The organism is Maritimibacter harenae, assembly GCF_009882975.1.
Taxonomy (GTDB): domain Bacteria; phylum Pseudomonadota; class Alphaproteobacteria; order Rhodobacterales; family Rhodobacteraceae; genus Maritimibacter; species Maritimibacter harenae.
Map to the genome: position 1 here is coordinate 133,923 of NZ_WTUX01000017.1, position 26,382 is coordinate 160,304.

Below are 26,382 nucleotides of genomic sequence, written 5' to 3' on the forward strand. Positions count from 1 at the left end.
CGTTCCGGAAATACTTCGGGAGAGCGCGAGAGGGCAGCGCCCTCTCGCCCCCGCGCGGGCCCGCCGGCAGGAGGGACAGCGCCAGACCTGCGCGCGCGCCCGCGCGCGCCGTTTTCCCGCCACGGATCGCGCTCAAAACCGCTGTTGGCATTCACCCATGCGACGGCTACAACCCACTGAACCAAGCAAGGACAACAGGCCATGTTCTCGAACATTTCGCGGTTTTTCGTGTGGATCATCATGGGGCTCGTGATCATCGGCCTCGTCGGATTCGGCTCGGTCAATTTCGGCGGCTCGGTCAACTCGATCGGCTCCGTCGGGGACACGGAAATCGACGCCTCGACCTACTTCCGCGAGCTCAACGCCGAGCTCAACGCCTACCAGGCCGAAACCGGCGAACGCCCGACGATGGCCGAGGCCAAGGCGCTCGGACTCGACCAGCAGGTCCTGTCGCGCGTGATCGCGATCACGGCGCTCGAGAACGAAACCGACCGTATCGGGCTTTCGGTGGGCGATGAAACGCTCGCCAACCGCGTGACCGAGATCCAGGCCTTCCAGGGCCCCAACGGCCGCTTCGACCGCGACACCTACGACTTCGTGCTCGAACAATCCGGCCTGACCGCACAGGAGTTCGAGGAAAGCATGCGCGCCGAAGTGGCCCGCACGATCCTGTCGGATGCCGTGACCTCGGACCTGGCCGTGCCCGATGCCTACACCGACACGCTCTTCGCCTATGCCCGCGAAACCCGCGACTTCACCTGGGCCCCGGTGACGCGCGCGGCCCTCGAAGAGCCGGTGGCGGAGCCGACCGAGGCCGAGCTCAAGACCTATTACGAGGAAAACCCGGCCGAATTCACCTTGCCCGAGACGCGCCAGATCACCTACGGCTGGCTGCGCCCCGAAGAGGTCATCGACGAGATCCCGGCCGACGACCAGATCCTGCGCGACCTCTACGAGAGCCGCATCGACGAGTTCCAGGTGCCCGAGCGCCGGCTGGTCGAACGCCTCGTCTTCGGCTCCGAGGAAGAGGCGCAGGAGGTGGCCGACCGCATCGCAGCCGGGGAAACGACCTTCGACGCCGCCGTCGAGACGCGCGGCCTCAGCCTGTCGGACGTCGACATGGGCGACGTGACCCGTTCCGAGCTCGGGCGCGGCGGCGACGCGGTCTTCGCGCTCGAGGAGCCGGGCGTCACCGGCCCCGTCCCGACCAACCTCGGCCCCGCGCTCTACCGCGTGAACGCCACGCTCGCGGCCCAGGAAACCAGCTTCGAGGACGCCCGCGACCAGCTCTTCGAGGAATACGCCGCCGACGCCGCGCGCCGCTTGGTGCGCGACCGCGCCACCGAGATCGACGAAAGCCTCGCCAGCGGTGCGACGCTCGAGGAACTGGCCGAGAACGACCTCTGGACCGTCGGCAAGATCGGCTGGTTCGAGGGCATGGAAGACGGCATCGCCGCCTACGCGCCCTTCCGCGAAGCTGCGCGCGAGGTCGGGCCGAACGACTTCCCCGAGGTGATCGAACTCGAGGACGGCTCGGTCTTCGCGCTGCGCCTCGACGAAATCCGCGAGCCCGAACTCCAGCCCTTCGCGGACGTCCGCGACGAGGTCCGGGCAAGCTGGGAAGAGCAGGCCCTGACCGAGGCGCTCGTCGCGCGCGGCGAGGCGCTCCTGCCCGAATTCGAAAGCGGGGCCGAGGCGCCCTCGACCGTCGGCCTCACCCAGGTCGTGGAAGAGAACATCGACCGCGCGGGCTTCATCCAGGGCACGCCGCAGGCGCTGATCGAGACCGTCTTCGCGATGGATGAAGGCGCATGGCGCGTGGTCTCCGGCAATGGCCAGGTGGTGGTCGTGGGCCTCGACGACATCAACGCCCCCGACCAGGACAGCACCGAGGCGCGGCAGGTCAAGTCGACCTTCGCGCAGCGCGTGTCGCAAGGCATGGCGCTCGACCTCCAGGACGCCTTCTCCTCGGCGCTCGAGACGCAGGCGGGCGTCACGCTGGACCAGGCGATGATCAACGCCGTCCACGCCAACTTCCCGTGAGACCCAGATGGCGCTGACCCCGGATTTCGCCAGCTTCGAGCAAGCCTGGAACGCCGGCCTGAACCAGGTCGTGTACACCCGCCTCGCGGCCGACCTCGACACGCCCGTCTCGCTCATGCTCAAGCTGACCGAGGCCCGCACCGACAGCTTCATGCTGGAAAGCGTGACCGGCGGCGAGGTGCGCGGGCGCTACTCGATCGTCGGCATGAAACCGGACCTGATCTGGCAGTGCCACGGCGAGACCTCGCGCGTGAACCGGCAGGCGCGCTTCGACCCGGACGCGTTCGAGCCCTGCGAGGACGACCCGCTGACGGCCCTGCGCGCGATTCTCGCCGAAAGCGCCATCGACCTGCCCGACGACCTGCCCGCCGCCTCGGCCGGCCTCTTCGGCTACCTGGGCTACGACATGATCCGGCTTGTCGAACACCTGCCGGACGTGAACCCGGACCCGCTGGGCCTGCCCGACGCGGTGATGGTGCGTCCCTCGGTGGTCGCCGTTCTGGACGGGGTGAAGGGCGAGGTGATCCTCGTCTCCCCGGTGTTCCAGTCCTCGGGGCTGTCGGCCAGGGCCGCCTACGCGCAGGCCGCCGAACGGGTGCAGGACGCGCTGCGCGACCTCGAACGCCAGCCGCCCACGCGCCACGACCTGGGCGACGCGACCCCGATCGGCGCACCGGTGTCGAACTTCGCCCACGACGCCTATCTCGAGGCCGTGGAACGTGCGAAGGAATACATCCGCGCGGGCGACATCTTCCAGGTGGTCCCCTCGCAGCGCTGGACGCAGGACTTCCCGCTCCCGCCCTTCGCGCTCTACCGCTCGCTCCGGCGCACCAACCCGTCGCCCTTCATGTTCTTCTTCAACTTCGGCGGCTTCCAGGTCGTGGGCGCCAGCCCCGAGATCCTGGTGCGGGTCTTCGGGCGCGAGGTGACGATCCGACCCATCGCCGGGACCCGCCCGCGCGGCGCCACGCCCGAGGCCGACAAGGCGTTCGAAGACGACCTGCTGGCCGACCAGAAGGAACTCGCCGAACACCTCATGCTCCTCGACCTCGGGCGCAACGACGTGGGCCGGGTCGCGAAGATCGGCACCGTGCGCCCGACCGAGGAATTCATCATCGAGCGCTACAGCCACGTGATGCACATCGTTTCCAACGTGGTGGGCGAGCTTTCCGAGGACCACGACGCGCTTTCCGCCCTTCTCGCGGGCCTGCCCGCCGGCACCGTCTCCGGCGCGCCCAAGGTGCGCGCGATGGAGATCATCGACGAGCTCGAGCCGGAAAAGCGCGGCGTCTACGGTGGCGGGCTGGGCTATTTCTCGGCGAACGGCGACATGGACATGTGCATCGCCCTGCGCACCGCGGTCGTGAAGGACCAGAAGCTCTACATCCAGGCCGGCGGCGGCGTGGTCTACGACAGCGACCCGGAAGCCGAATTCCAGGAAACCGTGAACAAGTCCAAGGCAATCCGACGCGCGGCCGAGGACGCGGGCCTCTTCGCGCGCACGGGCAATTCCTGACCGCGCGTCCCCCGTTCTTCGTTTCAAAAATACCTCGGGGGGTTCGGGGGGCTGGCCCCCCGACCGGGTCGGCGCAGGCAACGCCCGCGCCGACACCCCTCAGTCGATCGACATCGCGGTGACCTTGCCGCCCTGCATGAGCGGAACGAGCACCATTTCGCCCATCACGCCGATGTCGGCGGCCCCGGCCTCGGTGGTGGCCAGTACGTTCAGGCTGCTTCCGTCATAGGCCACGATCTCGCCGGTCGGGTTGTCGGAATAGACCAGTTTGCCGTTGACCTCGACGACCCCGTCGATCGCCCCGGTTTCGCCCGCGCCGTCCAGCACCGTGACCTCGCCGGAGCCGTAATCCACGGCGAGCAGCGCGCCCGCGCCCTCGACCCGGCCTTCCTCCATGACGAATTTCTCGCCCATCGAGCCCACGATCAACCGGTCGTCCTGGGCCCAGATGCCGTTGGGCAGGCTCATGGACCCGGCTTCCACGAAGACCTCGGCGCTGCCGTCCATGACCTTGTAGAGACCGCCGCCAAACATGTCCGTGACGTAGATCGCCCCGTCGGGCCCCGCGGCCACGTCGTTGGGGAACTGCGCCCCGTCCAGCTCGATCGTCTCCTCGAGCGTGCCGGTGGCGATGTCGACCACGTGGAGCCCGACCGCGTCGGCCACATAGAGCGTGCCGTCGACCGAGGCCATGCCCTTCGGGTCCATGAGCCCGGTGATCCAGTCCGCCGCGATCATCTCGCCTTCCGGCGAGACCAGCGACAGGCGCCCGTCCATGCCGCCATCGGGGCCGAAGGTGCCGATGTTGGAGACGATGATCTGGTTCGAACCGGCATCGAAATAGGCCGATTCCGGCGCGCTGAAACCTTCGAGCGTCCAGCCGCCACCGTGACTGCCCGCAAGCGCCATGCCGGCGGAGAAGAAAAGCGCGCTTCCGATGATGTATCGCATGTGATCCTCCCTATTGGATGGACCACAGGGTCGCACGCTCTCCGATCCAAACCTTCAATAGGCTAGATTGACGGCGCCAATCCGCCGACGATCGGTCTCAGCGCGCGGCTTCCTCCAGCGCGGGGCGGATGATGTTCTCCGGGATCTGGCCGGTGATCGGGCCCGCGAAGCGCTTCACGATGATGCCGTCGCCGTCGATCACGAAGGTCTCCGGCACGCCGTAGAGACCCCAGTCAAGCCCGGTGCGCCCGCTCTTATCCGACACCACCGCGACGAAGGGATTGCCCAGTTCGTCCAGGAACGCCCGGCCCTTCGCCGGCTCGTCCTTGTAGTTGATCCCGTAGATCGGAATGCCCTCTTCGGCGAAGGCCATGAGGTTCGCGTGTTCGGCGCGGCAGGGGGCGCACCAGCTGGCCCAGAAGTTCACGAGCTTCACCTCGCCGTCCGCGAGCGCCTCGATGGTGAAGCCCTCCTCGCCCGGGAAGCTTTCCACCGTCATCGGCGGCACCGGCCCGCCCTCGCGGGTGGATTCCAGCTGATCGGCGCCCTCGCGGTTCATGCCGAAGAAGAACAGGGCCGCGAGCGCGAGGAAGACCAGCGGCGGCAGGATCATAAGGGGTTTCATGTCAGCGTTCCTTGCGACGCGCCTCCGCGGCGTCCAGTTTGCGGCGCGCCCGCGCCGATTGCCACCACGTGATCGCGATCAGCGCCGCGACCAGAACAAGCGTCGCGGCCCAGGAGGTCACGACCGCGCCGGCGTATTTTCCCAGATCAGGCATCCGACATCCGCTCCCGCATTTCCAGCGCGTGCACCCGCCGCTTGCGAACCTCGGTGCGCGTACGCACCAGGAGCAGCAGCACGAACAACGCCACGAAGCCCACAAGGCAGATCACCAGCGGCTGCCAGTAGACGTCCGAGACATTCTCCTCGGCATCGAGCGACAGGCTCGCCCCCTGGTGCAGACCCTGGTTCCAGAAGTTCACCGCGTAGCGGCTGAGAAGCGCGAAGACCGAGCCCACGATCGCCAGCACGCTGGTGAGGTCGGCGGCCGTGTCCGGGTCCTCGATCGCGGCCCAGAGCGCCATGTAGCCGAGGTAGAAGAGAAAGAGCACCAGGAACGACGTCAGGCGCGGATCCCAGGCCCAGTAGGTGCCCCACATCGGCTCGCCCCAGATCGCCCCCGTGATGAGCGCGATCACGGTCATCACCACGCCCACGAGCGCCGCCGCCTTGGCCGCCAGCGCGCTCACGTGGTGGCGGCGCACCAGCCAGATGAGCGAGGCGACGAGCATCATCACCCAGATGTTGATCGCCATCATGGCCGAGGGCACGTGGACGTAGATGATCTTCACCGAAGAGCCGAACTTCGCGGCCTCCGGGGTGAAGAAGAAGCCCCACACGAGCCCCACGACCAAGGTCACGACGGTGATTGCCGTCACCCACGGCAGGGCCCTGGCGGACAGCGACATGAACTTCACAGGGTTGGCCCATTCCCAGAGCCAGTTCCAGCGGTCGTTCGCCTGTTTGGTGCGCGTCGTAGTCATGCCGTTTTTCCTATGTGTCCCTGCCGTCCCCGGCAAGAGGGCGCCGTTCACATTACCGCAGATTGATACGCAATGCCGCAGCGGCCGCGAAGGGCAGAAGCGCGACGCTGCCTGCCGTGATCCCGGCGACCATAAGGAGCGGCGTGGAATTGGCCAGCCCGGCCATGCCGCGCGCCGCCGCCTCGGCCCCGAAGATGAGCGTGGGCACGTAAAGCGGCAGCACCAGCAGGGACAGGAGCAGCCCGCCCCGTTTCAGCCCCACGGTGAGCGCCGCGCCGAAGGCGCCGATCATCGACAGCGCGGGCGTGCCCAGGAGCAGCGTCACGAACATCCACCAGTGCCCCGGCGCCTGCATCGACATGAGCCCGCCGAAGAGCGGCGCGGCCAGCGTGAGCGGCAAGCCCGTGACCAGCCAGTGCGCCAGCGCCTTGATCGCGACCGCGCCTTCCATGGGGACAGGCGCCGTGGCCAGCAGGTCGAGCGAGCCGTCCTCGAAGTCGAGCTGGAAGATCCGGTCGAGCGAGAGGAGGCAGGCCAAGAGCGCCCCCACCCACAGGATACCCGGCGCGATCCGCGCAAGGATCTCGGCCTCCGGCCCGACGCCGAAGGGCACGAGCACCGTGACGATCAGGAAGAACGCCAGCCCGAGGCCGAAGCCCCCGCCGGCGCGCACCGACAGGCGCAGGTCGCGCATCAGGAGCGCGATCACAGGAAGGCCTCGTCGAAGGCGCCCTGCACACGCGCGGCGTCCGGGTCGGCCCGGAAGGGCGTCACGTCGAGGATCTCGGCCTCGAGGCCGAGGTCGATATGGGTCGCGATGAGGGCCGCCCCGCCGTCGGCCACGTGGGCGCGCACGCAATCGGCGAAGAGCCCGACCGAGGCGGTATCGAGCGACACGGTCGGCTCGTCGAGCAGCCAGATCGGGCGCCCGGTGACGAGAAGCCGCGCCAGCCCCAGCCGCCGCTTCTGCCCCGCCGACAGGTTCGCTGCCGGCCGGTCACGCAGGGACACGAGGTTCATGCGCGACAGCGCCGCGTCGATGTCGCCGGTGCCATAGACCCGCGCCCAGAACATCAGGTTCTCCGTCACGGTGAGTTGGGCCTTCAGCCCGTCGGCATGGGCGCCGTAGGCGATGGTTTCGGGCGGCAGGCTGATTTCACCCGCCTGCGGCGGTTGAAGCCCTGCCAGCGTGCGCAGGAGCGTCGTCTTGCCCGACCCGTTCGGCCCGCGCAGCACCAGCACCTCGCCCGCCTTCAGGGAAAAGCCCAGCCCCTCCAGAACCGGCACGCCGCCGCGCGCCACGGTGAGGCCCTCGACCCGCAGCTCCATCAGACCGGGAGCACCGCAAGCGCCACGCGGCGCCCTTCGGACAGCGTGATGTTGTAGGTGCGGCAGGCGGCGGGCGAGGACATCGCCTCGATCCCGATCCCGGCGGCGTTCAGCCTTTCGCTGAGGCCCTTGGGGGCGAAATCCATTTCCGGACCCGTGCCGAGGAACAGGACGTCGATCTCGTCCTTGAGAGCCAGCAGCGCGGCCTCGTCCTCGAGCCCGCCCCAGCTCACCGCGCGCTTGCCGGTGGCCAGCATCGGCCCCTCGATCACGTCGCCCGCCACGCGGAAGAACCCGGGGCCGTAGCCCTCGACCGGCATCGCCTGCCCGTATGTGATCTCGTGCATTTCCATGGCCCCTCCCTACCCTGTCAGAAGACCGGGGAAAAGGCCCTCGCGCCGGCAGGCCCGAGTGCCCCGGTCCCACGGTCCGCGCGCGCGGTTGAGCCGCCTCCCGTTGACCAGCTTTGGGAAAAAGCGCGGCCGCCCACGGCGGGCGGCCTGCGCGCTGTCAGCTTTCGGCGGACCCGAACTGCGTGCCCGCCTCGGCGTCGGGCTTGGACCAGTCGCGCTTCACGCCGAGGCGCAGAAGGATCGCGGAGGCCACGAAGACGGACGAATAGCTGCCGACGACGACGCCCCAGATCATCGCGAAGACGAAGCCGCGGATCACGTCGCCGCCCAGGATGAACAGCGCGATCAGCGCGATCAGCGTCGTGACCGAGGTCATGACCGTCCGGCTCAGCGTTTCGTTGATCGAGAGGTTGAGGACCTCCTGCAACTCCAGCTTCTTGTAGCGGCGCAGGTTCTCGCGCACCCGGTCGAAGACGACCACGGTGTCGTTCAGCGAATAGCCCACGATGGTCAGCAGCGCCGCGATGATCGCCAGGTCGAACTGGATCTGCAAGATCGAGAACACCCCGATGGTGAGCACGACGTCATGGACCAGCGCGATCACGGCCCCCAGCGAGAACTGCCATTCGAACCTGAGCCAGATGTAGATCAGCACCGTCGCGATGGCGGCCAGAACCGCCTCGACGGCGGTCCAGATCAGTTCGCCGGAGACCTTGGGGCCCACGCTTTCCACGCTCGGGAAGGTGATATCGGGGTCCACGGTCTGGAGCGCGTCCTCGACGGCCCGGATCGTCTCGACCGAGATCGCCTGGTCGCCGTCCTGTGCCTGGATGCGCACCATCGCGACGTTCTGGTCGGGCCCGAAGTTGGGGTCGAAGACCTCGCTGATCGACACGTCGCCCAGCCCCAGGGGGGCCAGCGCGTCACGGTATTCGCCCACGTCGACGGCCTGCGTGCTCTCGGTGCGGATCGTGGTGCCGCCCCGGAAGTCGATGCCGAAGTTCAGGCCGATCACGAAGAACGCGATGATCGAGGCCACGACCAGCAGCCCGGAAAAGCCGAGCGTCAGTTTCGAACGCGAGAAGAAATCCCACGACGTCTCCTTGGGAACGAGTCTCAGGCGCATATCAGACCTCCAACGTCTTCGGGCGGCGGCGTTCGAACCAGATCACGACCATCAGGCGCGTGACGAAGATCGCGGTGAACACGGATGTCAGGATGCCGAGACCAAGGGTCACGGCGAAGCCCTTGACCGGTCCCGACCCCATCAGGAACAGGATGCCGGCGGTCAGGAACGTGGTGATGTTGGCGTCGATGATCGCCGAAAGCGCCTTCTCGTAGCCCAGGTCGATGGCCCGCGCCGGACCGCGCCCGGCCTTCGATTCCTCGCGTATGCGTTCGAAGACCAGCACGTTCGCGTCCACGGCCATACCGATTGTCAGCACGATCCCCGCGATCCCCGGCAGGGTCAGCGTCGCGCCGATGGCGGAGAGCAGGCCGAAGAGCAGCCCGACGTTCAGGATCAGCGCGATGTTGGCGAGGATACCGAACCAGCCGTAGCTCAGCCCCATGAAGAGCAGAACGCCGGCGAAGGCCACGAGCGATGCGATTTCACCCGCCGCGATGCTGTCGGCGCCCAGCTCGGGCCCGATGGTGCGTTCTTCGAGGAACGTCATCTCGGCCGGCAGCGCGCCCGCGCGCAGGAGCACGGCGAGGTTGGTCGATTCCTCGACCGTGAAATCACCGGTGATGATGCCGGAGCCGCCCGGGATCGCCTCGTTGATCCGGGGGGCCGAGATCACCTCTTCGTCGAGCACGATTGCGAAGGGGCTGCCCACGTTCTCGGCGGTGTAGTCGCCGAAGAGCCGCGCGCCGTGCGGGTTGAAACTGAAGTTCACCGCGGGGCGGCCGTTCGTGTCGAAGGTCGGTTGCGCGTTGGTCAGGTCCTCGCCGGTGACGACCGGCGTGTCCTCGAGGATGTAGTAGACGCCTTCCTGGTCCACCGACGGGTAGATGACGTTGTTCGGCCCCGGCGCCTGGTCGGCGTCGCTGGTGCGGCCGACGACCGGCTGGAAGGTCAGCTGCGCGGTGGTGCCGATCAGCGCCTTGAGTTCGTCGGCCGAGCCGAGACCGGGGACCTGGATCAGAACCCGGTCCTCGCCCTGGCGCTGGATCGTGGGTTCGCGCGTGCCGACCTCGTCCACCCGGCGGCGGATGATCTCGAGCGATTGCTGGATCGTGCGGTCGTCGGTGGCGAGCTTCTCGGCGTCCGACAGCTGCGCGACGATCTCGCTCCCCTCGACGGCGACCTCGATGTCCGTGGCCCCGGCCCCGGTGAGCGAGGTCACGGGCTGGGCCAGCTGACGCACCAGTTCGGCGGCGTCGTCGATCGCCTCGGTGTTGCCGATGCGCACGCGCAGCGTGCCGTCATCGGTGGGCACGCGGCGGATGGTGCCGACGACCGAGCGCGCCTCGCGCAGGATCGGGAAGACCTCCTGCCACAGCGCGTCCATCCGCGCCTCGTAGACGTCCTCGACCTGGACCTCGGCCAACAGGTGCGCGCCGCCGCGCAGGTCGAGCCCGAGGTTGACCAGCCCGGAGGGCAGCCATTCGGGCCAGGCCGACAGGTCGGCTTCCTGTTCCGGCGTCGGCGTCTCGGCGCCCGAAAGCTCGATCGCGGCAGCCGCGTCGTTGTGCCGCTCGACCTGTCCGTAGAACAGGTTCGGAAGGGCGTAGACCAGCCCAGCCACCACCACGAGGATGATGACGACCCGCTTGAAGATGGAAATGTTCAGCATGTGGTGCTGCCCCGCCCCTGTTGGTGGTGGTGTTGGCTCAGCTCTTGGCTTCGGCCGGCTCGGTCTTCGACATGACTTGCAGGATCGCGGACTTGGTCACGCGCACCTTCACGCCGTCGGAGATCTCGACCTCGACCTCTTCGCCTTCCTTCACCTTGGACACCTTGCCGATGATGCCGCCCTGGGTGACCACCTGGTCGCCGCGGCGCAACCCCTCGCGCATCTTCTGGTCTTCCTTCATCTTCTTCTGCTGCGGGCGGATGAGGAAGAAGTACATGATCCCGAAAACCAGGATCATCGGGATGAGCATTCCGTTCAGGAGGCTGCCACCGGGTGCGGCGGCCTGCGCGAAAGCGGGCGATACGAGCATGGATTGGTCCCTTGATTGTCAGGGCCCTGTGGCCCCCTTTTGGCTGGCGCGGACCCTATATGGGCACCCATGTGTTGGCAAGCAATGGACGGCGCGAAATCGACACAGGGGGTGGCGCGGCGTCACCCGCGCCGGGGCGGCTTGGTCCCGGGCGTCTTGCGGGTCTCGCGCTTTGCCGCGCGCATCCGCCGCGCCTCGAACCGCTTGAGCCCCTGGCGCGCGACATCGTGGCCGACCGCCGCGAGCCCGCGGGGCGTGAACGGGTAGATGCGCACCGCCGTGGTCGGCACCGCCTTGTCGGTCCACTTCTTCTTGTAGGCCGCCAGGTGCCCCTGCATCTCGATGCGCGACACGCCACGTTCCGCTAGGTGGGCGGTCAGGTGGTTTTGCATCATGGCGCCGGGGCCGAACTTCGCGACCGACTCGTCGTAGCCGATCTTGTAGTGCCAGAACACGTTGTCCCGGATCTCGCCGATGCTCATGGCCACCGCCGCGCCGTCGAGGCGCAGGAACGCCATGTGCAGCCGACCGGCCCACGCCGCGGTCCTGGCGTAGTCGCGGAAGAAGGCCTGCTGGCGGTGGTCGTGGGACAGCGCCGTGCCGGTTCGGTCCTTCCAGCCCTTCGCCTCGACCGCGACCGCCGTGTCGAGGAGCCCGTCCACCGCCTCCGGTTCCGGCTCGATCACCTCGAACGTCACCTCGCCCAGTTCGCGCAGCCGCCGTTCGTTGCGGCGCAGGGACTGGCGCGTGTTGCGGCTGAGATGCGTACCCGGCTCCGCCCAGGAGGCGTCGAGGTCGAGCCACGGGGCCGACGGCGTCTCCTGCGGCTTGAGCACCACCACCGCCCGGCCGCGCGCCGCGCGCCGGATCGCGGGAATGAAGGGGTCGTCGGAGGGGTAGAACCCCAGGTCGACGGGCTTGCCCAGCCCGATCACGCCGGCCGCCAGGTCGCCCAGCACGGCATCGTCCCGGCGCGCCACGGCCAGGCCCCCGTCGTCATTGGCGATGAAACCGTGACGCCGGAGCCAGCCCTCCCCGACGCTGAGCGGCAGAAGGGCCTCGGGCGCGGAGCGCGGGCCGACCGCGACCACCCGGAGCTTTCCGCCCCGGCTGTACTGGCGGGCCATCGCGGCCGCCCAGTCATGCAGGAGTTTCGGCTTTCGTTGCCCGGGCGAAACAACCGCGTCCCAGGCGGACGGCGCAATGTCGTCCTGCGTTACGATCTGAACCTGTCGGGACACGCTCACCACACCCGTTCTACCAACGCGCCCCACCCCGACGTATTGTGACCGCACGATAACATGTTTCGAGGATAAATCGAGGGCGCGGGGCGATTTTCCTGTCGCCGTCACGCGCGCCGCGGCCGGACCGTTTTCGCCCTTTGCGCCCCTTCGTGTAATCGGGCATAACCGCGCCGAACGCAGTTGAGGGACCCGAGCCATGCACGACATCCGCACCATTCGCGACAACCCCGAGGCTTTCGACGCCGCAATGGCGCGCCGCGGCCTGTCGGGCGTGTCGGCGGAGGTCCTGGCGCTGGACGAGGCACGCCGCGCCGCGATCCTCGAATCCGAGACCGCGCAAGCGGAGGCCAACAAGGCCGCCAAGGCGATCGGGGCGGCCAAGGCCTCGGGCGACGAAGCGGAGTTCGAGCGCCTGCGCGCCGAGGTGGCCGACAAGAAAAAGCACATCGCGCGGCTCAACGACGAGGCGAAGGCCAAGGACGAGGCGCTCACCGCCCTTCTCATGACCCTGCCCAACGTCATCGCGGACGACGTGCCCGACGGCGAGGACGAGGACGACAACGTCGAGATCCGCCGCTGGGGCACCCCGCGTGAATTCTCCTTCACGCCGAAGGAGCATTACGAGCTCGCGGCCGTGCAGGACGGGCTCGACTTCGAGACCGCCGCGAAACTGTCGGGTTCGCGATTCGCCGTGATGACCGGCGCCGTGGCGCGCGTGCACCGCGCGCTCGCCCAGTTCATGCTCGACACCCATGTCGAGGAGAACGGCCTTTCGGAGACCATCACCCCCGTGCTCGTGCGCGAGGAGATGATGATGGGCACCGGGCAGCTCCCGAAATTCGGCGAGGACAGCTACAAGACGACCAACGGCTGGTGGCTCATCCCCACCGCCGAGGTGACGTTGACCAACATGGTGAACGGCGAGACGGTCGAGGCGTCCACCCTGCCCCGCCGCTACGCCGCCCACACCCAGTGCTTCCGCTCCGAAGCCGGGTCCGCCGGCAAGGACACCGCCGGGATGCTGCGCCAGCACCAGTTCGAGAAGGTCGAGATGGTCTCGATCACGCGCCCCGAGGACAGCGAGGCCGAGCACCAGCGCATGACCCGCTGTGCCGAGGACATCCTGGAGCGCCTGGGGCTGCCCTACCGCACCGTCGTGCTGTGCACGGGCGACATCGGCTTCGGCGCCCGGCGCACCCACGACATCGAGGTCTGGCTGCCCGGCCAGGACACCTACCGCGAGATCTCGTCGGTCTCCACGACCGGGGATTTCCAGGCCCGCCGCATGAACGCGCGTTTCCGCCCCGAGGCGGGGGCCAAGCCCGAGTTCGTCCACACGCTGAACGGCTCCGGCCTCGCCGTCGGGCGCTGCCTGATCGCCGTGCTCGAGAACGGGCAGGAAGAGGACGGCTCGGTCACGCTGCCCGAGGCGATCCGTCCCTACCTGGGCGGCCGGTCGTGGATCACGGCAGAGGGCGTTCTGGCCTGAGGTCGGGGTGTGGAAGCGGGGGGCCAGCCCCCCGCGCCCCCCGAAGTATTTGTGGAACGATGAAGGGGATCATGCCCCTGACGGAAAACGGCGCGGGATGTCCCGCGCCGTTCTTCATCGGGCCTGCCGGTGTCGCCTACTCGGCCGGGGCCATCGCGGGCGACGTGCGGCGGTCTTTCGGGAACGGCACGAGCTGGTCGGTTTCCTCGTCCCAGAGCTTGAGCGTGAAGGCATGGAGCGCTTCGCGGAACGAGATGCGGCGCAGCGGGAAGATGTCCTCGAGTTCCCGGTGCGCCTGGCGCAGCCGGTAGCAGGGGATCGAGGCGTTCAGGTGGTGGATGTCGTGCTTGGTGATGTTGGCCACGGCCTCGTCGAACCAGGTGCCGAAGGACAGGCAGGACGCGCCCTGAAGCGCCGCCTGGTCGAAGCTGAGGTCCGGGCGCCGGTCCCAGTAGGTGTCTTCGAAATTGTGCTGCAAGTAGACGAGGAAGACGCCCAGGCAGCCCGCGACGAAGATCGACACCCAGATGGTGATCACGCCGATCCAGCCCGAGAGCGCATAGACCAGGCCCCACCAGGCGAACAGCACGATGTTGTGGATCAACACCGATTTCGGCGCGATCTTCATCGTGTTCTTCGGGAAGCGCCACACCAGGAAATAGGTGACGAACGCGCCCAGCGGGATCATCACGAAGGGGTTGCGGTAGAGCCGGTAGTGCAGGCGCTTCCAGAACCCCGCCTCGTTCCATTCACGAAGCGTCATGGTGAAGATCTCGCCCGCCTCGCGGTGTTCGAGGTTGCCGATCTGTCGGTGATGCTCGTCGTGGTTGTACTGCATCGTGTAGAATTCGGCGAGCGTGAAGGGCGACACGAGGTGCCCGCCCAGGATGTTCCACTTGCGCCTGGAGAAGAAGCTCAGGTGGCCGAAATCGTGTTCCAGCACGTAAAGACGGCCGGCCGCGAGGGCCAGCACGACCACGAGCGGGGCATAGAGCCACCACAGGTCGAGTTGCGCGGCGCGAATCGCGAGGTAGAGCGACCCGAAATACACCACGAAGTTCGCCCCGAGGCTGAAGAGGGCCAGCGCGTCGTTCTTTTCGTTGTAGGCGCGGGACGCCTGCCGGACAGTCAGATCATCCATCGTCATTCCCCAGTTCCCAGATCGCCGCCTGTCTGCGCGACCTGATACCTTACGTCGCAAGGTATATTCCGGTTCGATTTTTGCAAGGTTGCGCGCGTGCGCGGGGGCGTCATTGTGGCACCTGCACCCCATGCCGCCCGGCGAGGTCGAGGAAGAACTGCCAGGCCACCCGGCCCGAGCGCCCGCCGCGCGTCGCCTGCCATTCGATCGCCTCGGCGCGCAGGTACTCGTCCGCGATATCGACCCCGTGGGCGTCGCAATAGCCGCGGATCATGGCGAGGTACTCGTCCTGCGAACAGGGGTGGAAGCCCAGCCACAACCCGAACCGGTCCGACAGCGACACCTTCTCTTCGGTGGCCTCCGAGGGGCTGATCGCGGTGGAGCGTTCGTTCTCGATCATGTCGCGCGGCATCAGGTGGCGCCGGTTCGACGTGGCGTAGAGAACCACGTTCTCCGGCCGCCCCTCGATCCCGCCGTCGAGCACGGCCTTGAGCGACTTGTAGTGCTCGTCGTCGTGGGAAAACGACAGGTCGTCGCAGAACAGGATGAAGCGGTGCGGGGCGCCGCGCAGGTGCGTCAGCAGGCGCCCGACGCTGGGAAGGTCCTCGCGCTGGAGTTCCACGATCTTGACCGGGTGCTCGGCGTTGACCGCCGCGTGGACGGCCTTCACGAGCGAGGATTTCCCCATCCCGCGTGCGCCCCACAAAAGCGCGTTGTTGGCCGGCAGGCCGCGCGCGAATTGGCTGGTGTTGGCCAGCAGCGTGTCGCGGGCGCGGTCGACCCCGATCAGGAGGTCGATCTCCACGCGGTTCACCTGCGCGACCGGGGCGAGCCGGTCGGGGTCCACGTGCCAGACGAAGCCGTCGGCCGCGTCGAAGTCAGGGGTCGCGCGCGGCGCCGGCGCCATACGCTCCAGCGCCTCGGCGATGCGGATGAGCGGATCGGTCGACATCAGTCCTTTTTCGGCGCGTCCGGATCGACGTCCTCGTCGTCCGGCTCCGGTTCGCCGTCATCCTCGTCGAACTCGGCGAGAAGTGGGTCGTCGTCCTCTTCCGGCTGCGCCGGCGTGGACGCCGCCTTCGTGGCCGGGGTGGTCGCACCGCCCTCTTCCTCGTCGTCGTCCTCGAACCACAGCCCCTCGGCCCGCAGGCGTTCTTCGCGCTTGCGCTCGACCCGTTTCACGAGCTGGATCGAGATCTCGTAGAGGCCGTAGACCACGACGAACAGGATCACCTGGGTGATGACGTCCGGCGGGGTGACGAGCGCGGCCAGCACAAGGATGCCGACCACGGCGTACTTGCGCACCTGCCCCAGCCCAACGGCCGAGACGAGACCCGCCTTGCCCATGAGCGTGAGCAGCACGGGCAGCTGGAAACACAGGCCGAAGGCGACGATGAACTTGATCGTCAGCTTGAGGTATTCCTGCGCGGAGCCCTGGAAGGCGATGCCGGCGGTGGTGTTGCGGACCTCGTCCTCGGTGATCAGCGTGCCTTCCTGCTGGAAGCCCAGGAAGAAGTCGAAGGCCAGCGGCGTGACCACGTAGAACGCGAAGGCCGCGCCCAGCACGAACATGAGCGGCGACGAGATCATGAAGGGCAGAAAGGCCGATTTCTCGTTCTTGTAGAGCCCCGGCGCCACGAAGCGCCACATCTGGTAGGAAATCACGGGGAAGGCCAGGAACAGCCCGCCCAGGAGCGAGATCGACACGGCGAGGAAGAAGCCTTCCTGAAGCTTGATGAGGATCAGGCCGCAATCCGCGCCATCGGCGACCCGCGCGCTGCACAGCGGCTGGGTCAGGAAGTTGAAGATCGGGTTCCAGACGGTGAAGCAGATCACCATCGCGACGATGAAGGCGAGAACCGAGTAGATCAGGCGGGTGCGCAGCTCGGCAAGGTGTTCGATCAGCGGTGCCGCGCTGTCTTCGATCTCGTTCGTGTCGCTCATTCAGAGGCAGCCTTCTTGGCGGGCGCTTTCTTGGCCGGGGCTTTCTTGGTCGCGGTCTTGGCCGCGCCGGTCGACTTGGCCCCTGCCGTCGTCTTGGTTCCGGTCGATTTCGGCGACGATTTCGCGGCCGTCTTGGTCGCCGCGGTTTTCGTCCCAGTTGCCTTGGTTCCGGTCGACTTGGTCCCGGTGGACTTGGTGGTCTTGGGCTTCGTCGCCGTCTTCGCCGCGCCGGTGCTTTTCGCGGCCGGTTTCTTCGCTGTGGACTTGGTGGTCGAGGCCGACTTCGCCGTGGTTTTCTTGGCCGCCGGCTTTTTCGCAGGGGTCTTCTTCGCCGCCGGCGTCTTGGCGGACGGTTTGTCCGTCGCCGCGTCCTCGGCCGGCACATCGGCTTCGGCGGCCGCGGCCTTCTCGGCGTCAAGCTTGGCCTGCCCGCTCTTCTGGGTCGCCTCGCGGATCTTGGCCACGTCGGCCTCACGCTCGGGGTCGGGCTGCTTGCGGCCGTGTTCGGGCGGCTTGCCGGTCGACTTGGAGGGATCCCACTTTTCGAAGTTGCTGGCCGCCTCGTTCAGCTTGTCCATGCCGAACTTGCGCGGGTTCGACACGCCCTTCAGGCTGTCCGCCGCGTCCTTCATGCCGGACTGGTCGGCGGCGTCGTTCATCGCCTGCGTGAACTGGCGGCCCAGCTGGCGCGCACGCGCCGTGAACCGGCCCAGCGTGCGAAACATGCCGGGCAGGTCTTTCGGCCCCACCACGATCAACGCGACGATGCCGATGAGCAAAAGCTCGGTCATACCGATGTCGAGCATGGACGGCGCCTCTCAGAGGACGAAGAAGTGGCTCAAGCCTTGTCTTTCTCGCCCTCGGGCGTGACGTCCTTGGCATCTTCCGAGGACTGGTTCTCGATCTCGGCCTTGCCGTCATCGATACCCTTCTTGAAGGAGGTGATGCCCTTGCCCACCTCGCCCATCAGCGACGAGATCTTGCCGCGTCCGAAAAGCACGAGCACGACGACCGCGATGAGAAGAAGGCCAGGAAGCCCGATATTGTTCAGCATAGGAATTCTCCCTTTCGGGGCGCACATCGTCCGCGCCCCATTCCGTCCATCGTATTTATTGACTTCGGGCGAAAGATCAAACCCCCAAAGCCGTTCGTTCGGCAATAAAATGCACGGGTTTGTTCACCCCTGCGCGCTTTTGCCGCCGGCTGGGAACACGAAACAGCGATCTCGGCGGATCGCGATCCACAACGTGGTACCCGGACGCGGCAGAAAGACATTGGGGATCGTCGCCTTGAGCGTCGAGGCGTCCTCCATCACGAAATCGACGATCGATTCCGTGCCCACGAATCGCGCGCGGCTGACCGTGGCGGGGGCCCAGACGCCGTGTTCGGGCGTGGGTGCCGGGGCCTGCCCGTCGCGGTAGAAATCGATGCTGAGGTGCTGGGGGCGGATCACGATCTCGACCTCGGCCCCGTCCGCGTAACCGGGCGTGAGGAACTGGCCGAAGGCGGTCTGTGTCAACGCGCCCTGCACGGTTCCCTCGATCACGTTGATGTCCGAGAAGAATGCCGCCGCCTCGCGGTCGGCGGGGGCGTTGTAGATGTTGTAGGGCGCCCCCCGCTGCACGATCCGCCCGCCGCGCATCAGCGCGATCTCGTCGGCCATGCGCATCGCCTCTTCGGGTTCGTGGGTGACGAGCAGGACCGCCGTGCCCTCTTCCTTCAGGATGGCGAGCGTTTCGTCGCGGATGCCGTCGCGAAGCCGGTTGTCGAGACCCGAGAACGGCTCGTCCATCAGCATGATCTTGGGACGTGGGGCGAGGGCACGGGCCAACGCAACGCGCTGCTGCTCCCCGCCGGACAATTCATGCGGGAAGGTGTCGACGTAGCGCGCAAGCCCCACCTTTTCGAGCAGCTCGTGAACGCGCAGGCGTTTCTCGGTCCGCGTGCCCTTGAGCCCGAAGGCCACGTTGTCGGACACCGACAGGTGCGGGAACAATGCGAAATCCTGGAAGATGAGCCCGGTGCCGCGCGCCTCCGGCGGCACCATCGTGGACCCGCCCGCCATCAGCGCGCCGTCCATCCGCACCTCGCCCGCGTCGGGGCGATCCACCCCGGCGATGAGGCGCAGCGTGGTCGACTTGCCGCAGCCCGAGGGGCCGAGAAGGCAGGTCACCTGCCCCGGCATGACGGTCAGCGACACGTCATTGACCACGACCCGGCCACCGAAGCTTCGGGTCAGATTCGATACCTCAAGACGGGGCAATTCGGTCACGTTTGGCCTCTCGGAACCTGATGAAAACGCTCAGGCTTGGGCCGCTCGATAGCAGCGCCGGGCGCGGGCGGCAAGCAGGCCGCCCGCCCGGGATCGTGGGCGGGCGCGCGCGCTCAGAGCGTCGCGTTCACCTCGCCGCCGTCGGCCAGGATGTTCTGTCCGGTGATGAACGCCGCCTGCTTCGAGCACAGGAAGGCACAGGCCGCGCCGAACTCCTCGGCCGTGCCGTCACGGCCCATGACCGAGCCCGCCAACCGCTTCTTGCGGGCTTCGTCGAAGCTGATGCCCTGCGTGTCGGCCGCGTTCTGGTCGAGCTTCTTGACCCGGTCGGTGTCGTGCATCCCCGGCAGGAGGTTGTTCATCGTCACGCCGGAGCGCGCGATCTGGCGCGACGTGCCGGCGACGTAGCCGGTCAGCCCCGCGCGGGCCGAGTTCGACAGACCGAGCGCCGGGATCGGCGCCTTCACGGCGCGCGAGGTGATGTTGACCACCCGGCCCCAGCCGCGCTCCATCATCCCCGGGACCATCGCCTTGATGAGCGCGATCGGGGTCAGCATGTTCGCGTCCAGCGCCTTGATGAAATCCTCGCGTTCCCAATCGGTCCAGGTGCCCGGCGGCGGGCCGCCCGCGTTGTTGACGAGGATGTCCGCCTCACCCGCGGCCTCGAGAAGCTTGGCGCGCCCCTCTTCGGTGGTCACGTCGGCGGCGACGGCCGTCACCTCGACCCCGAAGCGCGCGCGCAAATCAGCCGCGGTGGCCTCCAGCGTCTCTTCGGTGCGCCCGTTGATGACGAGGTTCACCCCCTCGCCCGCCAGCGCCTCGGCGCAGCCGCGCCCGAGCCCGGCCGAGCTTGCGCAGACCAGCGCCGTCTTGCCCTTCAAACCGAAATCCATCTGTTTCTCCCGTGTCGTTTGACGTTTGGCTAGCACCACCCGCACGATTCGCCCATGCCTGCCGGCTGCGTCCAATACGGGCGCGGATGGCGGATTGGCGCGCCACGCGCGACAATCATCCGGCCCGCGCGGCCCGAAACCCTTGCCGATCAAGCCCTTGTTGACCGGTTCGAGCCCCGTGGAGTAGCGTTTCCTCGGCGGTGGGGACGCCAAGGGAGAGCCGGGTGCGCAGGCGCCCGCCGGGGAAACGACAATGACCCAGGACATGCAAGCGGACTGGCCCGTGCGCCAGTTGATGGTCCATCGGGCCGAGAATCTGCGCGTGGTGCACGGGGTCAACGAGGGCGAGCCGTTGGCCGACGCGGCCGAGTTGCTGCCCGAGGATGTCTACGAACTGTCCGACGACGCGAGACCCCGCCCGCTCGCGCTTGCCCAGGTCCCGGGCGGCGCGTTCGCGGTGGGCGCGCGCACCGATGCCGGTACGCCCGGCGCCAAGATCTGCCTCGACAGCCTCGTCACGTTCATGTCGGCGGACGGCAGCACGGTCGAGGCGGTGATCCTTGTCGAACTGGAACCCGGCACGGACCTCATCGCGGCCGTCCACGTCCACCCCTTCGCCCCGATGATGCCGAAAGTCCCCTACACGCTTGTCACCATCGACCGCGACGGGGCGCGGGCGCGGCTTGCCGAAAGCGCCACCGTGTCGTTCACCCGCGGCACCCGCATCACGATGGCGGACGGCCGGCAGGTGCCGGTCGAGGATCTGGCGCCCGGCGACCGGGTCCTGACCCGCGATTCCGGGCCGCAGGAGGTGCGCTGGACGGGAATGCAGACCGTGCGCGCCGAGGGCGACTTCGCCCCGATCCGCATCCGGGCAGGCGCGCTTCACAACATGGGCGACCTCGTGGTGAGCCCGAACCACCGGCTCTTCATCTACCAGCGCATCAGCGCCCTGGGCGCGGGGCAGCGCGACCTGCTGGTGCGCGCGGGCCTCCTGGTGAACGGGACGAGCGTGACACGGACCCCGGGCGGCTTCGTGGATTACGTGCAGGTGCTCTTCGACCACCATGAGATCATCTATGCCGAAGGGATCGCCGCCGAAAGCCTGTTCGCGGACCCCGCCACGCGCGGCGCCCTGCCCGACGCCATCGCCCGTGAACTCGATGCGCGGCCGCTGCGCGACGCGGTCCAAGGGGCTTTCGAACTGCGCGAATCCGACCTCCTCGCCCGGGGCGACGCGGTCGAGGTGCTGCGCCGGATCTCGGCCAACTGAAACGAAAACGGCGGCCCCGGGGGACCGCCGCTGACGTTCGGTTGGGGACGCTTTACTGTCCGTTGAACTCGAACGCGGAGCCGGTGGGGTTGCTCCCGTTGCGCTTGATGATGAAGCCGCTGCCATCGTTCAGCTTCACGGCCGTCGCGCCGTTGCCGAGATATTCCCCGGCCAGCCCGCCGGACACCACGTACTTGTCGCCATCCATGTTGAGCGTGCCGTCCGCGTTCCCCGTAAGCGCCGCCCCGATGTTGGAGGCATTGATGTTGACCTGGCCGGAAGCGCTGCTCGCGGCGAACAGGATGCCTTTGGGGATATCACCGTTCTGGAGCGCCTTGCGCTGTGCGTCGGTCAGGGTGATGCCGTTGATGTCCGTGACCGCCCCGGTCAGGTCGTCATTGGCGAAATCCGCGACGAGAGCACCGTCGCCCAGGAAGACGACGTTGTCGTTGTTGCCGTACTCGGCCCCCATGAGGGCAATGCCTTCGTAGGTGGCGAAGCCGCTGGTGGGCACGTTGGTGGCAGTATTCATCTTGTCCACCGCTTCCTGCTGCTTGGCGAAGTCGCGGGCATCGAGCCCAAGGCTGACCAGCGAACAGCCGGACAGAAAGACGGAGGCGCCGATGGCCGCCGTGATCGCGCCGATACGTTTCATGAGTATTCCCTCGTTGACCTGTATTTTTGCGGACCCTTGTCAAAATGGACCGATCGGTCAACTGCCGATCATCCACCGCCCGCCGATTTCGCGCGTGCGTTGCACGAATGACGGGACGCCCGCCCCCTTTTCGCCCCCGGCACGGCGCCCCGCGCGCTCTCCGCCATTGTCGTGGCCCGGAGGCGCGGATATATGGCGCCCATGCTCGACGCACAGACCCCGAACCGCCCCGACCTGCCGGCCGAAATCGCCCGGCGCCGCACCTTCGCGATCATCTCGCACCCGGATGCGGGCAAGACGACCCTGACCGAGAAATTCCTGCTCTACGGCGGCGCCATCCAGATGGCGGGCCAGGTCCGTGCCAAGGGCGAAGCGCGGCGCACGCGCTCGGACTTCATGAAGATGGAGCAGGACCGCGGCATCTCGGTCTCGGCCTCCGCCATGTCGTTCGACTTCGAGAAGTACCGCTTCAACCTCGTCGACACGCCCGGCCACTCGGACTTCTCAGAGGACACCTATCGCACGCTGACGGCGGTGGACGCCGCGATCATGGTGATCGACGGGGCGAAGGGCGTGGAAAGCCAGACGCGCAAGCTCTTCGAAGTCTGCCGGATGCGCGACCTGCCGATCCTGACCTTCTGCAACAAGATGGACCGCGAAAGCCGCGATACCTTCGAGATCATCGACGAGATCCAGGAAACGCTGGCCATCCACGTCACGCCGGCCTCCTGGCCGATCGGCGTCGGGCGCGATTTCCTGGGCTGTTACGACATGCTCAACAACCGGCTCGAACTGATGGACCGGGCCGACCGCAACAAGGTGGCGGAATCGATCAAGATCGAGGGGCTCGACGACCCCAAGCTCGCCGAACACATCCCCGCCCACCTGCTCGAACAGCTCACCGAAGAGGTCGAGATGGCGCGCGAACTGCTGCCGCATCTCGACCCGGCCGAGGTCATGGCGGGCCAGATGACGCCGATCTGGTTCGGCTCCGCGATCAATTCCTTCGGGGTGAAGGAACTGATGGACGGCATCGCCAACTACGGCCCCGAGCCGCAGCCACAATCGGCCGAGCCGCGCCAGATTTCTCCTGAAGAAACAAAGGTTTCTGGCTTCGTCTTCAAAGTTCAGGCGAACATGGACGCCAAGCACCGCGACCGCGTCGCCTTCGTGCGCATGGCCTCCGGCCACTTCAAGCGCGGCATGAAGCTGACCCATGTGCGCACCAAGAAACCGATGGCGATCTCCAACCCCGTGATGTTCCTCGCCTCCGACCGGGAACTGGCCGAAGAGGCCTGGGCCGGCGACATCATCGGCATCCCGAACCACGGCCAGCTGCGCATCGGCGACACCCTGACCGAGGGCGAGGCGCTGCGCGTGACCGGCATCCCCTCCTTTGCGCCGGAGCTTCTGCAGGGCGTGCGCGCCACCGACCCGATGAAGGCCAAGCACCTGGAAAAGGCGCTCATGCAATTCGCCGAGGAAGGCGCGGCCAAGGTGTTCAAGCCGAATATCGGCTCGGGCTTCATCGTGGGCGTCGTGGGCCAGCTCCAGTTCGAGGTTCTGGCGAGCCGGATCGAGCTTGAATACGGCATCCCGGTGCGCTTCGAGGCCACGCAGTTCACCTCGGCGCGCTGGATACACGGACCCAAGGACGCGATGGAGAAGCTGATCAACGCCAACAAGCAACACATCGGGTACGACAATGACGGAGACCCGGTGTTCCTGACCCGTCTGCAATGGGACATCGACCGGGTCGAACGCGACTATCCCGACCTGACGCTGTCGGCGACCAAGGAACTCCACGGCGACTGAGGGCACCCCGCGGCCAGGCAGGGGCCTGCCCCCATACCCCGGGATGTTCGACGACCGGAAAGGTTGAACAGATGAGCGACATACCCCGATCCCGCGTCGCCCAAGCCCTTGGCGTGGCGCCCGACGCGCTGCCGCCGGGCGACCTGCCCATGGACCGCTTCGCCGCGCGGTACCTGGACTTCCTGCGCGCGACCTTCGAGACCGAAGCCTTCGACGCGCATCCGGATTACTGGACCGACCTGCTGCTCGCCCGGCTGATGGAGGAGGCGCCGGACACGGCGCTCGAGGCCATCTGCGCGGTGCTGGCACGGGTCGAGGATGTGGAGGAACTGGAGCTTGTCGCGGCGGGGCCGCTGGAAGAACTCCTCACGGCCCAGGGGGCGGCGCTGCTGGACGCGCTGGACGGGCGCTCGGCCCAGAGCCCGCGCTTCCGGCTGGCGCTGGCCGCGCTCTGGCGGGAAGGCGGCGGACCGCCCCTCCTTGTGGCGCGGGTACGGGCCGTTGCGGCCGACCCGGCGATGCTGGAGACCGAAGACCTGCCGGGCCCCGAAGGCCTGTAACCCCGGGGCGTGGAACCGCCTCAGGCGACCTTCGCGTCCATCGTGATCTCGCAATCGAGAAGCTGGGACACCGGGCAGCCTTCCTTGGCCTTGCCGGCGGCGTCCATGATCCGGCTTTCGTCCGCATCCGCCTTGATCGTCACCTCGATATGCGCCTTCACGATCTTCGGACCATCCGACATGTCGAGGTGAATGGTCGATTTCGCGTCGATCTTGTCGGGAACGATGTCGTCTTCGCCCATGATGTTGGACAGCGCCATCGCGAAACAGGCGGCATGCGCCGCGCCGATCAGTTCTTCCGGGTTGGTCCCCGGTTCGTCCTGGAAGCGCTTGTTGAACCCGTATTGCAGCGCGTCCAGCGCCCCGCTCTGGGACGAGATCGTGCCGGTGCCGTCCTGGAGGCCACCCGACCATTGCGCGGTGCCGAATTTCTTGATCATGACTGTCATCCTTTCCCTTGTTTCGTTGCAACTGCGCGTCAACGCGCCACCGCGCCGGCCGGTTCCTACACGCTTTCTTGACCTTTCGCGCGGCGCGGCGTAGAGAACCGCCCAAAGGATATTCGACAATCCGGTCGAATGGGCCGCGCGGGAACCAGCGGCCAGTCAGCCGCTTCTCACGCAAAGGATCCCTTTTGACCAAATTCTCCGAACTGAACCTCAGCCCCAAAGTCCTCAAGGCCGTCGAGGAGGCGGGCTACGAAAGCCCCACCCCGATCCAGGAGGGCGCCATTCCGCCCGCGCTCGAAGGGCGCGACGTGCTGGGGATCGCGCAGACGGGCACCGGCAAGACCGCGTCCTTCACCCTGCCGATGATCACCATGCTGGCCCGCGGCCGCGCCCGGGCGCGCATGCCCCGCTCGCTGGTCCTGTGCCCGACGCGGGAACTGGCCGCCCAGGTGGCCGAGAACTTCGACACCTATGCAAAGCACGTGAAGCTGACCAAGGCGCTCCTCATCGGGGGCGTCAGCTTCAAGGAACAGGACGCGCTGATCGACCGCGGCGTCGACGTGCTGATCGCCACGCCCGGCCGCCTGCTCGACCATTTCGAACGCGGCAAGCTGCTTCTCACCGGCATCGAGATCATGGTGGTCGACGAAGCCGACCGGATGCTCGACATGGGCTTCATCCCGGACATCGAGCGCATCTTCGGCCTCGTGCCCTTCACGCGCCAGACGCTGTTCTTCTCGGCGACCATGGCCTCCGAGATCGAGCGCATCACCAACACCTTCCTGTCGAACCCGGCCCGAATCGAAGTCGCGCGCCAGGCCACGACCGGCGAGAACATCGCCCAGGAAGTCTGCCTCTTCAAAGCCTCGCGCCGCGACCGGACGGCGACCGAGAAGCGGGCGCTCCTGCGCGCGCTGATCGACAAGGAAGGCGATGCCTGCACCAACGCGATCATCTTCTGCAACCGCAAAATGGACGTGGACGTGGTGGCCAAGAGCCTCAAGACGCACGGCTACGACGCGGCCCCGATCCACGGCGACCTCGATCAGTCCAAGCGCATGGAAGTGCTGCAGGGCTTCCGCGACGGCACGCTGCGCTTCCTCGTGGCCTCCGATGTTGCGGCCCGCGGGCTCGACGTGCCGGCGGTGAGCCACGTGTTCAATTACGACGTGCCGGGCCATGCCGAGGATTACGTCCACCGCATCGGCCGCACCGGCCGCGCGGGGCGCAACGGCAAGGCAGTCATGATCTGCGAACCGCGCGACGAGAAGAACCTCGACGCGGTGGAAAGCCTGATCGAGAAAGAGATCCCGCGCATCGACAACCCGCTGGGCACGGGCAAGGCGCAGGACGACGATACGCCGAAGCCGGAAAAGAAACCCGCCCGCAAGAAGGCCCCCCGCAAGGAGGACGCCCCCAAGGCAGCCCCGGAAGACAAGGCCGACACGACGCCCGCCCCCAAGGCGGACGACAAGCCGAAATCCGAGGACAAGCCCAAGCGCAAACAATCGGGCCGCGGCAGCCGCCGCGACGACGCGCCGAAGGGCATGGGCGATCACCTGCCCGACTTCATCGCGAAAAGCTTCGACGAACGCCGGTCCTGACCGGCGCGCCCTTCTTCGTTTTCGAAATACCTCGGGAGGTCCGGAGGGCTGGCCCTCCGGACGCGGCGCAGCCGCGTGCCCTCGCGCCGGCCCGCCAGCGGCGGGACGGCGCAAGACCTGCGCGGGGCCGCCGGCCCC

At 67.4% G+C, this 26,382-nt stretch carries 27 protein-coding genes; 7 read left to right on the top strand and 20 right to left on the bottom strand.

Annotated features, from left to right (window positions below; translation table 11 throughout):
• The first annotated feature begins 201 nt into the window (after nucleotides 1–201).
• Together GQE99_RS13075 and trpE are read left to right on the top strand one after the other, a co-directional pair.
• On the top strand, nucleotides 202–2,043 hold the full coding sequence (locus GQE99_RS13075; RefSeq protein WP_161352075.1) for a SurA N-terminal domain-containing protein: 1,842 nt from the start codon (nucleotides 202–204) through the stop codon (nucleotides 2,041–2,043).
• 7 nt (nucleotides 2,044–2,050) lie between these two features.
• Nucleotides 2,051–3,559 carry an anthranilate synthase component I gene (gene trpE, locus GQE99_RS13080; RefSeq protein ID WP_161352076.1) on the top strand — a complete coding sequence of 503 codons (1,509 nt, stop codon included), beginning with the start codon at nucleotides 2,051–2,053 and terminating at the stop codon, nucleotides 3,557–3,559.
• A gap of 99 nt (nucleotides 3,560–3,658) precedes the next feature.
• Here the strand turns inward: trpE and GQE99_RS13085 are convergent, their stop codons facing one another.
• The 11 genes from GQE99_RS13085 to GQE99_RS13135 all read right to left on the bottom strand — a co-directional run bounded on the left by GQE99_RS13085 (nucleotide 3,659) and on the right by GQE99_RS13135 (nucleotide 12,146).
• Nucleotides 3,659–4,510, bottom strand: coding sequence for an SMP-30/gluconolactonase/LRE family protein (locus tag GQE99_RS13085; protein ID WP_161352077.1), 852 nt, complete (start codon nucleotides 4,508–4,510; stop codon nucleotides 3,659–3,661).
• A 97-nt stretch (nucleotides 4,511–4,607) separates the two neighbouring features.
• Entirely contained in the window at nucleotides 4,608–5,135 is a 528-nt protein-coding gene (locus GQE99_RS13090) for a DsbE family thiol:disulfide interchange protein (RefSeq protein ID WP_161352078.1), read from the bottom strand.
• A 1-nt stretch (nucleotide 5,136) separates the two neighbouring features.
• Nucleotides 5,137–5,289, bottom strand: a complete 153-nt coding sequence (ccmD, locus tag GQE99_RS13095) for a heme exporter protein CcmD (RefSeq protein WP_161352079.1) — start codon at nucleotides 5,287–5,289, stop codon at nucleotides 5,137–5,139.
• Complete coding sequence (locus GQE99_RS13100; protein WP_161352080.1) at nucleotides 5,282–6,055, bottom strand: heme ABC transporter permease; 774 nt, start codon at nucleotides 6,053–6,055, stop codon at nucleotides 5,282–5,284. The genes ccmD and GQE99_RS13100 overlap by 8 nt, the downstream gene beginning before the upstream one ends.
• A 52-nt stretch (nucleotides 6,056–6,107) precedes the next feature.
• Nucleotides 6,108–6,764 (bottom strand): heme exporter protein CcmB, encoded by a 657-nt coding sequence (ccmB, locus tag GQE99_RS13105; RefSeq protein WP_161352081.1) that lies wholly within the window; start codon nucleotides 6,762–6,764, stop codon nucleotides 6,108–6,110.
• Nucleotides 6,761–7,384, bottom strand: a complete 624-nt coding sequence (gene ccmA, locus GQE99_RS13110; protein ID WP_161352082.1) for a heme ABC exporter ATP-binding protein CcmA — start codon at nucleotides 7,382–7,384, stop codon at nucleotides 6,761–6,763. Before ccmA ends, ccmB begins: the two co-directional genes overlap by 4 nt.
• Nucleotides 7,384–7,737, bottom strand: coding sequence for an Mth938-like domain-containing protein (locus GQE99_RS13115; RefSeq protein ID WP_161352083.1), 354 nt, complete (start codon nucleotides 7,735–7,737; stop codon nucleotides 7,384–7,386). The genes ccmA and GQE99_RS13115 overlap by 1 nt, the downstream gene beginning before the upstream one ends.
• Nucleotides 7,738–7,894: 157 nt before the next feature.
• Nucleotides 7,895–8,863 (bottom strand): protein translocase subunit SecF, encoded by a 969-nt coding sequence (gene secF / locus GQE99_RS13120; RefSeq protein WP_161352084.1) that lies wholly within the window; start codon nucleotides 8,861–8,863, stop codon nucleotides 7,895–7,897.
• Between the two features lies 1 nt (nucleotide 8,864).
• Nucleotides 8,865–10,535, bottom strand: a complete 1,671-nt coding sequence (gene secD, locus GQE99_RS13125; RefSeq protein WP_161352085.1) for a protein translocase subunit SecD — start codon at nucleotides 10,533–10,535, stop codon at nucleotides 8,865–8,867.
• A 37-nt stretch (nucleotides 10,536–10,572) separates the two neighbouring features.
• A complete protein-coding gene (yajC, locus tag GQE99_RS13130) occupies nucleotides 10,573–10,905 on the bottom strand; it encodes a preprotein translocase subunit YajC (protein WP_161352086.1) in 333 nt (110 codons plus the stop codon).
• A gap of 122 nt (nucleotides 10,906–11,027) precedes the next feature.
• Entirely contained in the window at nucleotides 11,028–12,146 is a 1,119-nt protein-coding gene (locus tag GQE99_RS13135; RefSeq protein WP_161352087.1) for a GNAT family N-acetyltransferase, read from the bottom strand.
• 199 nt (nucleotides 12,147–12,345) lie between these two features.
• Between GQE99_RS13135 and serS the strand changes: the two genes are divergently transcribed.
• The gene (serS, locus tag GQE99_RS13140; protein ID WP_161352088.1) at nucleotides 12,346–13,638 is read left to right on the top strand and encodes a serine--tRNA ligase; all 1,293 of its coding nucleotides are present in this window, start codon (nucleotides 12,346–12,348) and stop codon (nucleotides 13,636–13,638) included.
• Between the two features lie 136 nt (nucleotides 13,639–13,774).
• Here the strand turns inward: serS and GQE99_RS13145 are convergent, their stop codons facing one another.
• The 7 genes from GQE99_RS13145 to GQE99_RS13175 form a co-directional block, all read right to left on the bottom strand.
• Nucleotides 13,775–14,770 carry a fatty acid desaturase gene (locus GQE99_RS13145; RefSeq protein ID WP_161352376.1) on the bottom strand — a complete coding sequence of 332 codons (996 nt, stop codon included), beginning with the start codon at nucleotides 14,768–14,770 and terminating at the stop codon, nucleotides 13,775–13,777.
• 118 nt (nucleotides 14,771–14,888) lie between these two features.
• Nucleotides 14,889–15,731 carry an ATP-binding protein gene (locus GQE99_RS13150; RefSeq protein WP_161352089.1) on the bottom strand — a complete coding sequence of 281 codons (843 nt, stop codon included), beginning with the start codon at nucleotides 15,729–15,731 and terminating at the stop codon, nucleotides 14,889–14,891.
• On the bottom strand, nucleotides 15,731–16,723 hold the full coding sequence (tatC, locus tag GQE99_RS13155; RefSeq protein ID WP_161352090.1) for a twin-arginine translocase subunit TatC: 993 nt from the start codon (nucleotides 16,721–16,723) through the stop codon (nucleotides 15,731–15,733). Before tatC ends, GQE99_RS13150 begins: the two co-directional genes overlap by 1 nt.
• A complete protein-coding gene (gene tatB / locus GQE99_RS13160) occupies nucleotides 16,720–17,529 on the bottom strand; it encodes a Sec-independent protein translocase protein TatB (RefSeq protein ID WP_161352091.1) in 810 nt (269 codons plus the stop codon). The genes tatC and tatB overlap by 4 nt, the downstream gene beginning before the upstream one ends.
• A gap of 32 nt (nucleotides 17,530–17,561) precedes the next feature.
• Nucleotides 17,562–17,777 carry a twin-arginine translocase TatA/TatE family subunit gene (locus GQE99_RS13165; RefSeq protein ID WP_161352092.1) on the bottom strand — a complete coding sequence of 72 codons (216 nt, stop codon included), beginning with the start codon at nucleotides 17,775–17,777 and terminating at the stop codon, nucleotides 17,562–17,564.
• 123 nt (nucleotides 17,778–17,900) lie between these two features.
• Nucleotides 17,901–18,995: an ABC transporter ATP-binding protein gene (locus tag GQE99_RS13170; RefSeq protein WP_161352093.1), complete on the bottom strand. Its 1,095-nt coding sequence runs from the start codon at nucleotides 18,993–18,995 to the stop codon at nucleotides 17,901–17,903.
• A 113-nt stretch (nucleotides 18,996–19,108) separates the two neighbouring features.
• A complete protein-coding gene (locus GQE99_RS13175) occupies nucleotides 19,109–19,888 on the bottom strand; it encodes an SDR family oxidoreductase (protein ID WP_161352094.1) in 780 nt (259 codons plus the stop codon).
• Nucleotides 19,889–20,141: 253 nt separating this feature from the next.
• On the opposite strand from GQE99_RS13175, the gene GQE99_RS13180 reads away from it, so the two are divergent.
• Nucleotides 20,142–21,161, top strand: a complete 1,020-nt coding sequence (locus GQE99_RS13180) for a Hint domain-containing protein (protein WP_161352095.1) — start codon at nucleotides 20,142–20,144, stop codon at nucleotides 21,159–21,161.
• Nucleotides 21,162–21,213: 52 nt separating this feature from the next.
• Here the strand turns inward: GQE99_RS13180 and GQE99_RS13185 are convergent, their stop codons facing one another.
• A complete protein-coding gene (locus tag GQE99_RS13185; RefSeq protein WP_161352096.1) occupies nucleotides 21,214–21,816 on the bottom strand; it encodes a HupA family protein in 603 nt (200 codons plus the stop codon).
• A gap of 201 nt (nucleotides 21,817–22,017) precedes the next feature.
• Between GQE99_RS13185 and GQE99_RS13190 the strand changes: the two genes are divergently transcribed.
• Together GQE99_RS13190 and GQE99_RS13195 are read left to right on the top strand one after the other, a co-directional pair.
• Nucleotides 22,018–23,631: a peptide chain release factor 3 gene (locus tag GQE99_RS13190; protein ID WP_161352097.1), complete on the top strand. Its 1,614-nt coding sequence runs from the start codon at nucleotides 22,018–22,020 to the stop codon at nucleotides 23,629–23,631.
• Between the two features lie 71 nt (nucleotides 23,632–23,702).
• Nucleotides 23,703–24,191, top strand: a complete 489-nt coding sequence (locus tag GQE99_RS13195) for a DUF6869 domain-containing protein (protein ID WP_161352098.1) — start codon at nucleotides 23,703–23,705, stop codon at nucleotides 24,189–24,191.
• A 20-nt stretch (nucleotides 24,192–24,211) separates the two neighbouring features.
• Here GQE99_RS13195 and GQE99_RS13200 read toward each other — a convergent pair whose 3' ends face one another.
• Entirely contained in the window at nucleotides 24,212–24,631 is a 420-nt protein-coding gene (locus GQE99_RS13200) for an OsmC family peroxiredoxin (protein WP_161352099.1), read from the bottom strand.
• A 194-nt stretch (nucleotides 24,632–24,825) separates the two neighbouring features.
• Here GQE99_RS13200 and GQE99_RS13205 point away from each other — a divergent pair, with 194 nt between their 5' ends.
• Nucleotides 24,826–26,244 carry a DEAD/DEAH box helicase gene (locus GQE99_RS13205; protein WP_161352100.1) on the top strand — a complete coding sequence of 473 codons (1,419 nt, stop codon included), beginning with the start codon at nucleotides 24,826–24,828 and terminating at the stop codon, nucleotides 26,242–26,244.
• Nucleotides 26,245–26,382 lie beyond the last annotated feature (138 nt).

What these genes read in the sequence shown, in the direction of transcription:
- GQE99_RS13075 (WP_161352075.1), top strand. Translation starts at nt 202, where the DNA reads ATGTTCTCGAACATTTCGCGGTTTTTCGTGTGGATCATCATGGGGCTC.
- trpE (WP_161352076.1), top strand. Translation starts at nt 2,051, where the DNA reads ATGGCGCTGACCCCGGATTTCGCCAGCTTCGAGCAAGCCTGGAACGCC.
- GQE99_RS13085 (WP_161352077.1), bottom strand. Translation starts at nt 4,510, where the DNA reads ATGCGATACATCATCGGAAGCGCGCTTTTCTTCTCCGCCGGCATGGCG.
- GQE99_RS13090 (WP_161352078.1), bottom strand. Translation starts at nt 5,135, where the DNA reads ATGAAACCCCTTATGATCCTGCCGCCGCTGGTCTTCCTCGCGCTCGCG.
- ccmD (WP_161352079.1), bottom strand. Translation starts at nt 5,289, where the DNA reads ATGCCTGATCTGGGAAAATACGCCGGCGCGGTCGTGACCTCCTGGGCC.
- GQE99_RS13100 (WP_161352080.1), bottom strand. Translation starts at nt 6,055, where the DNA reads ATGACTACGACGCGCACCAAACAGGCGAACGACCGCTGGAACTGGCTC.
- ccmA (WP_161352082.1), bottom strand. Translation starts at nt 7,384, where the DNA reads ATGGAGCTGCGGGTCGAGGGCCTCACCGTGGCGCGCGGCGGCGTGCCG.
- GQE99_RS13115 (WP_161352083.1), bottom strand. Translation starts at nt 7,737, where the DNA reads ATGGAAATGCACGAGATCACATACGGGCAGGCGATGCCGGTCGAGGGC.
- secF (WP_161352084.1), bottom strand. Translation starts at nt 8,863, where the DNA reads ATGCGCCTGAGACTCGTTCCCAAGGAGACGTCGTGGGATTTCTTCTCG.
- secD (WP_161352085.1), bottom strand. Translation starts at nt 10,535, where the DNA reads ATGCTGAACATTTCCATCTTCAAGCGGGTCGTCATCATCCTCGTGGTG.
- yajC (WP_161352086.1), bottom strand. Translation starts at nt 10,905, where the DNA reads ATGCTCGTATCGCCCGCTTTCGCGCAGGCCGCCGCACCCGGTGGCAGC.
- serS (WP_161352088.1), top strand. Translation starts at nt 12,346, where the DNA reads ATGCACGACATCCGCACCATTCGCGACAACCCCGAGGCTTTCGACGCC.
- GQE99_RS13150 (WP_161352089.1), bottom strand. Translation starts at nt 15,731, where the DNA reads ATGTCGACCGATCCGCTCATCCGCATCGCCGAGGCGCTGGAGCGTATG.
- tatC (WP_161352090.1), bottom strand. Translation starts at nt 16,723, where the DNA reads ATGAGCGACACGAACGAGATCGAAGACAGCGCGGCACCGCTGATCGAA.
- tatB (WP_161352091.1), bottom strand. Translation starts at nt 17,529, where the DNA reads ATGCTCGACATCGGTATGACCGAGCTTTTGCTCATCGGCATCGTCGCG.
- GQE99_RS13165 (WP_161352092.1), bottom strand. Translation starts at nt 17,777, where the DNA reads ATGCTGAACAATATCGGGCTTCCTGGCCTTCTTCTCATCGCGGTCGTC.
- GQE99_RS13175 (WP_161352094.1), bottom strand. Translation starts at nt 19,888, where the DNA reads ATGGATTTCGGTTTGAAGGGCAAGACGGCGCTGGTCTGCGCAAGCTCG.
- GQE99_RS13180 (WP_161352095.1), top strand. Translation starts at nt 20,142, where the DNA reads ATGACCCAGGACATGCAAGCGGACTGGCCCGTGCGCCAGTTGATGGTC.
- GQE99_RS13185 (WP_161352096.1), bottom strand. Translation starts at nt 21,816, where the DNA reads ATGAAACGTATCGGCGCGATCACGGCGGCCATCGGCGCCTCCGTCTTT.
- GQE99_RS13190 (WP_161352097.1), top strand. Translation starts at nt 22,018, where the DNA reads ATGCTCGACGCACAGACCCCGAACCGCCCCGACCTGCCGGCCGAAATC.
- GQE99_RS13195 (WP_161352098.1), top strand. Translation starts at nt 23,703, where the DNA reads ATGAGCGACATACCCCGATCCCGCGTCGCCCAAGCCCTTGGCGTGGCG.
- GQE99_RS13200 (WP_161352099.1), bottom strand. Translation starts at nt 24,631, where the DNA reads ATGATCAAGAAATTCGGCACCGCGCAATGGTCGGGTGGCCTCCAGGAC.